Annotated in this window: 4 protein-coding genes; all 4 read left to right on the plus strand. The window is 65.8% G+C overall.

Annotated features, from left to right (window positions below):
• Positions 1-467 precede the first annotated feature (467 nt).
• Complete coding sequence (gene rpsL, locus ACFWI9_RS25715; RefSeq protein ID WP_003948652.1) at positions 468-839, plus strand: 30S ribosomal protein S12; 372 nt, start codon at positions 468-470, stop codon at positions 837-839.
• A 2-nt stretch (positions 840-841) separates the two neighbouring features.
• Positions 842-1,312, plus strand: a complete 471-nt coding sequence (gene rpsG / locus ACFWI9_RS25720) for a 30S ribosomal protein S7 (RefSeq protein WP_338677260.1) — start codon at positions 842-844, stop codon at positions 1,310-1,312.
• Positions 1,313-1,350: 38 nt separating this feature from the next.
• Positions 1,351-3,477 carry an elongation factor G gene (gene fusA, locus ACFWI9_RS25725; RefSeq protein WP_387165415.1) on the plus strand — a complete coding sequence of 709 codons (2,127 nt, stop codon included), beginning with the start codon at positions 1,351-1,353 and terminating at the stop codon, positions 3,475-3,477.
• Between the two features lie 152 nt (positions 3,478-3,629).
• A complete protein-coding gene (gene tuf, locus ACFWI9_RS25730; RefSeq protein WP_338677258.1) occupies positions 3,630-4,823 on the plus strand; it encodes an elongation factor Tu in 1,194 nt (397 codons plus the stop codon).
• Positions 4,824-4,986 lie beyond the last annotated feature (163 nt).

Consider the following 4,986-nt stretch of genomic DNA (forward strand, 5'->3'; position numbering starts at 1 on the left):
CCCCGCGCACCGCGCGGGGTGGCCGCCCTTTTGCCTGTGCGGGCGGCGACGGAGGAGAATGCACCAGGACGTCATGCGATCAGGACGTCATGGGCGCCGCCCGCGAGCTGACGGGCCCTCGTCCCGCGCCGTCGCCGCCGCGGCGGCGCAGTGGTGCAGTCGGCGCTGACGGACCCACCAAGCCCGTGACGGCTCCGTGAATGCCCTGTGACGGCCCCGCCGGGCCGTGGGCGCGGGCATTTGTTTTGACCGGAGTCGATGCGCTAGGTACGCTCAGACCTTGTGCCTGGGGTGTGCCTGGGTTCGTGTGCGTGTCCTCAGCCGCACGGCGAGCCGCCATCGGCCACCGTAATCCGTGCTCTTCCTGCCTTGTGCGGAAGCCCGCCGGGTTCGACACACCCGACCGCGTGGGTCGGCGAATGTTCCAGGTTAGCTTTACTACACGGCACACAGAAACCGGAGAAGTAGTGCCTACGATCCAGCAGCTGGTCCGTAAGGGCCGGCAGGACAAGGTCGAGAAGAACAAGACGCCCGCACTCGAGGGTTCCCCTCAGCGCCGCGGCGTCTGCACGCGTGTGTTCACGACCACCCCGAAGAAGCCGAACTCGGCCCTCCGTAAGGTCGCGCGTGTGCGTCTGACCTCGGGCATCGAGGTCACGGCCTACATTCCGGGTGAGGGACACAACCTGCAGGAGCACTCCATCGTGCTCGTGCGTGGTGGCCGTGTGAAGGACCTGCCGGGTGTTCGCTACAAGATCATCCGCGGCTCGCTTGACACCCAGGGTGTCAAGAACCGCAAGCAGGCCCGCAGCCGCTACGGCGCCAAGAAGGAGAAGTAAGAATGCCTCGTAAGGGCCCCGCCCCGAAGCGCCCGGTCATCATCGACCCGGTCTACGGTTCTCCTCTGGTGACCTCGCTCATCAACAAGATCCTGCTCAACGGCAAGCGTTCCACCGCTGAGCGCATCGTCTACGGCGCCATGGAAGGCCTCCGCGAGAAGACCGGCAACGACCCGGTCATCACGCTGAAGCGCGCCCTCGAGAACGTCAAGCCGACGCTCGAGGTCAAGTCCCGCCGTGTCGGTGGCGCCACCTACCAGGTTCCGATCGAGGTCAAGCCCGGTCGTGCCTCCACGCTGGCTCTTCGCTGGCTCGTGGGCTACTCGCGCGCCCGTCGTGAGAAGACCATGACCGAGCGCCTCATGAACGAGCTGCTGGACGCCTCCAACGGCCTCGGCGCATCGGTCAAGAAGCGCGAGGACACGCACAAGATGGCCGAGTCCAACAAGGCCTTCGCGCACTACCGCTGGTAGTCGCTACCCACATCGAGACCGAGAGAAGATTGAGCCTTATGGCCACCACTTCGCTTGACCTGGCCAAGGTCCGCAACATTGGGATCATGGCCCACATCGACGCGGGCAAGACGACGACCACCGAGCGCATCCTGTTCTACACCGGTGTGAGCTACAAGATCGGTGAGGTCCACGACGGCGCTGCCACGATGGACTGGATGGAGCAGGAGCAGGAGCGCGGCATCACGATCACGTCCGCCGCGACGACCTGTCACTGGCCGCTCGAGGACGTCGATCACACCATCAACATCATCGACACCCCGGGTCACGTCGACTTCACCGTCGAGGTGGAGCGTTCGCTCCGCGTCCTCGACGGTGCCGTCACGGTGTTCGACGGTGTCGCCGGTGTGGAGCCCCAGTCCGAGACCGTCTGGCGTCAGGCGGACCGCTACGGCGTGCCGCGTATCTGCTTCGTCAACAAGCTCGACCGCACCGGTGCCGAGTTCCACCGCTGTGTCGACATGATCGTGAACCGCCTCGGCGCCACTCCGATCGTGATGCAGCTTCCGATCGGTGCCGAGGCTGACTTCAAGGGCGTCATCGACCTCGTTCGCATGAAGGCTCTTGTCTGGTCCGCCGAGGCCACCAAGGGCGAGATGTACGACGTCGTCGACATCCCTGCCACGCACGCCGAGGCTGCTGAGGAGTGGCGCGGCAAGCTGGTCGAGACCGTCGCGGAGAACGACGAAGAGATCATGGAGCTGTACCTGGAGGGCCAGGAGCCCACCGAGGAGCAGCTGTACGCCGCGATCCGTCGTATCACCATCGCTTCCGGCAAGGGCGGCGAGACCACGGTCACCCCGGTGTTCTGTGGCACCGCGTTCAAGAACAAGGGCGTTCAGCCCCTGCTCGACGCCGTTGTGCGCTACCTCCCCTCCCCCCTGGACGTCGAGGCCATCGAGGGCCACGACGTCAAGGACCCGGAGGAGGTCGTCAAGCGCAAGCCGTCCGAGAGCGAGCCGCTGTCGGCGCTCGCTTTCAAGATCGCGAGCGACCCGCACCTCGGCAAGCTCACCTTCATCCGGGTCTACTCGGGTCGCCTGGAGGCCGGCACCGCGGTGCTGAACTCCGTCAAGGGCAAGAAGGAGCGCATCGGCAAGATCTACCGCATGCACGCGAACAAGCGTGAGGAGATCGACTCGGTGGGCGCCGGCGACATCGTCGCCGTCATGGGCCTGAAGCAGACCACCACCGGTGAGACGCTGTGCGACGAGAAGAACCCGGTGATCCTGGAGTCCATGGACTTCCCGGCGCCGGTCATTCAGGTCGCCATCGAGCCCAAGTCCAAGGGTGACCAGGAGAAGCTGGGTGTCGCCATCCAGCGTCTCGCGGAGGAGGACCCCTCCTTCCAGGTCCACTCGGACGAGGAGACCGGCCAGACCATCATCGGTGGTATGGGCGAGCTTCACCTCGATGTCCTCGTCGACCGCATGCGCCGCGAGTTCAAGGTCGAGGCCAACGTCGGCAAGCCGCAGGTCGCGTACCGCGAGACGATCCGCAAGGCCGTCGAGCGTCACGACTACACCCACAAGAAGCAGACCGGTGGTACCGGTCAGTTCGCCAAGGTGCAGATCGCGATCGAGCCGATCGAGGGCGGCGACGCCGCGTACGAGTTCGTGAACAAGGTCACCGGTGGCCGTATCCCGAAGGAGTACATCCCTTCGGTGGACGCCGGTGCGCAGGAGGCCATGCAGTTCGGCATCCTGGCCGGCTACGAGATGACGGGCGTCCGCGTCATTCTTCTCGACGGTGGCTACCACGAGGTCGACTCCTCCGAGCTCGCGTTCAAGATCGCCGGCTCGCAGGCCTTCAAGGAGGCCGCGCGCAAGGCTTCGCCCGTGCTTCTCGAGCCGATGATGTCCGTCGAGGTCACCACGCCCGAGGACTACATGGGTGAGGTCATCGGCGACATCAACTCCCGCCGTGGCCAGATCCAGGCCATGGAGGAGCGCAGCGGCGCGCGCGTCGTGAAGGGCCTCGTGCCCCTCTCGGAGATGTTCGGCTACGTCGGAGACCTCCGCAGCAAGACCTCGGGTCGCGCAAGCTACTCGATGCAGTTCGACTCCTACGCCGAGGTTCCGCGGAACGTCGCCGAGGAGATCATCGCGAAGGCCAAGGGCGAGTAACTCACCCGAGTTCACGCCGTAGGCTTGACGCCGTGACCGCAGGGGCGTTCCCCGCGAACCCGTGAGGTTCGCCCCGGCGGCCGGCACCACCAGCAAAGATCACCTGGCGCCGATGAGTAAGGCGTACAGAACCACTCCACAGGAGGACCCCAGTGGCGAAGGCGAAGTTCGAGCGGACTAAGCCGCACGTCAACATCGGCACCATCGGTCACATTGACCACGGTAAGACGACCCTTACGGCCGCCATTACCAAGGTGCTGCACGACGCGTACCCGGACCTGAACGAGGCCTCGGCCTTCGACCAGATCGACAAGGCTCCTGAGGAGCGCCAGCGCGGTATCACCATCTCCATCGCGCACGTCGAGTACCAGACCGAGTCGCGTCACTACGCCCACGTCGACTGCCCCGGTCACGCGGACTACATCAAGAACATGATCACCGGTGCTGCCCAGATGGACGGCGCCATCCTCGTGGTCGCCGCCACCGACGGCCCGATGCCGCAGACCAAGGAGCACGTGCTCCTGGCCCGCCAGGTCGGCGTTCCGTACATCGTCGTCGCCCTGAACAAGGCCGACATGGTGGACGACGAGGAGATCCTGGAGCTCGTCGAGCTCGAGGTCCGTGAGCTCCTCTCCGAGTACGAGTTCCCGGGCGACGACCTGCCGGTCGTCCGCGTCTCGGCGCTGAAGGCGCTCGAGGGCGACAAGGAGTGGGGCGAGAAGCTCCTCGGTCTGATGAAGGCCGTGGACGAGTCCATCCCGCAGCCCGAGCGTGACGTCGACAAGCCGTTCCTGATGCCGATCGAGGACGTCTTCACGATCACCGGTCGTGGCACCGTCGTCACCGGTCGTATCGAGCGCGGTATGCTCAAGGTCAACGAGACCGTCGACATCATCGGCATCAAGACCGAGAAGACCACCACCACGGTCACCGGTATCGAGATGTTCCGCAAGCTGCTCGACGAGGGCCAGGCCGGTGAGAACGTCGGTCTGCTGCTCCGCGGCATCAAGCGCGAGGACGTCGAGCGCGGCCAGGTCATCATCAAGCCGGGCTCGGTCACCCCGCACACCGAGTTCGAGGCGCAGGCCTACATCCTCTCCAAGGACGAGGGTGGCCGCCACACGCCGTTCTTCAACAACTACCGCCCGCAGTTCTACTTCCGTACCACGGACGTGACCGGCGTCGTGACCCTCCCCGAGGGCACCGAGATGGTCATGCCGGGCGACAACACCACCATGTCGGTCTCGCTGATCCAGCCGGTCGCCATGGAGGAGGGCCTGAAGTTCGCCATCCGTGAGGGTGGCCGGACCGTCGGCGCCGGCCAGGTCACCAAGATCGTCAAGTAAGTCTGACGGTTTGACCTGGTAGCTCCTCAAGAGCACCAAGCGAGAGGCGCGGCCCCCGGCCGTGGGGGGGGCGGGGGGGGGGTTTGGGGGGGGCGCGGGGGGTGGATGGGTGGATGGGTAGGGGGCTAGTGGGGGGGCCGGCGGAGGGGGGGGGCCGGGCGCG

It is taken from the genome of Streptomyces sp. NPDC127084, from assembly GCF_042724175.1.
Taxonomy (GTDB): Bacteria; Actinomycetota; Actinomycetes; order Streptomycetales; family Streptomycetaceae; genus Streptomyces.

Coding starts and splice junctions, on each gene's coding strand:
- rpsG (WP_338677260.1), top strand. CDS start 842: ATGCCTCGTAAGGGCCCCGCCCCGAAGCGCCCGGTCATCATCGACCCG.
- fusA (WP_387165415.1), top strand. CDS start 1,351: ATGGCCACCACTTCGCTTGACCTGGCCAAGGTCCGCAACATTGGGATC.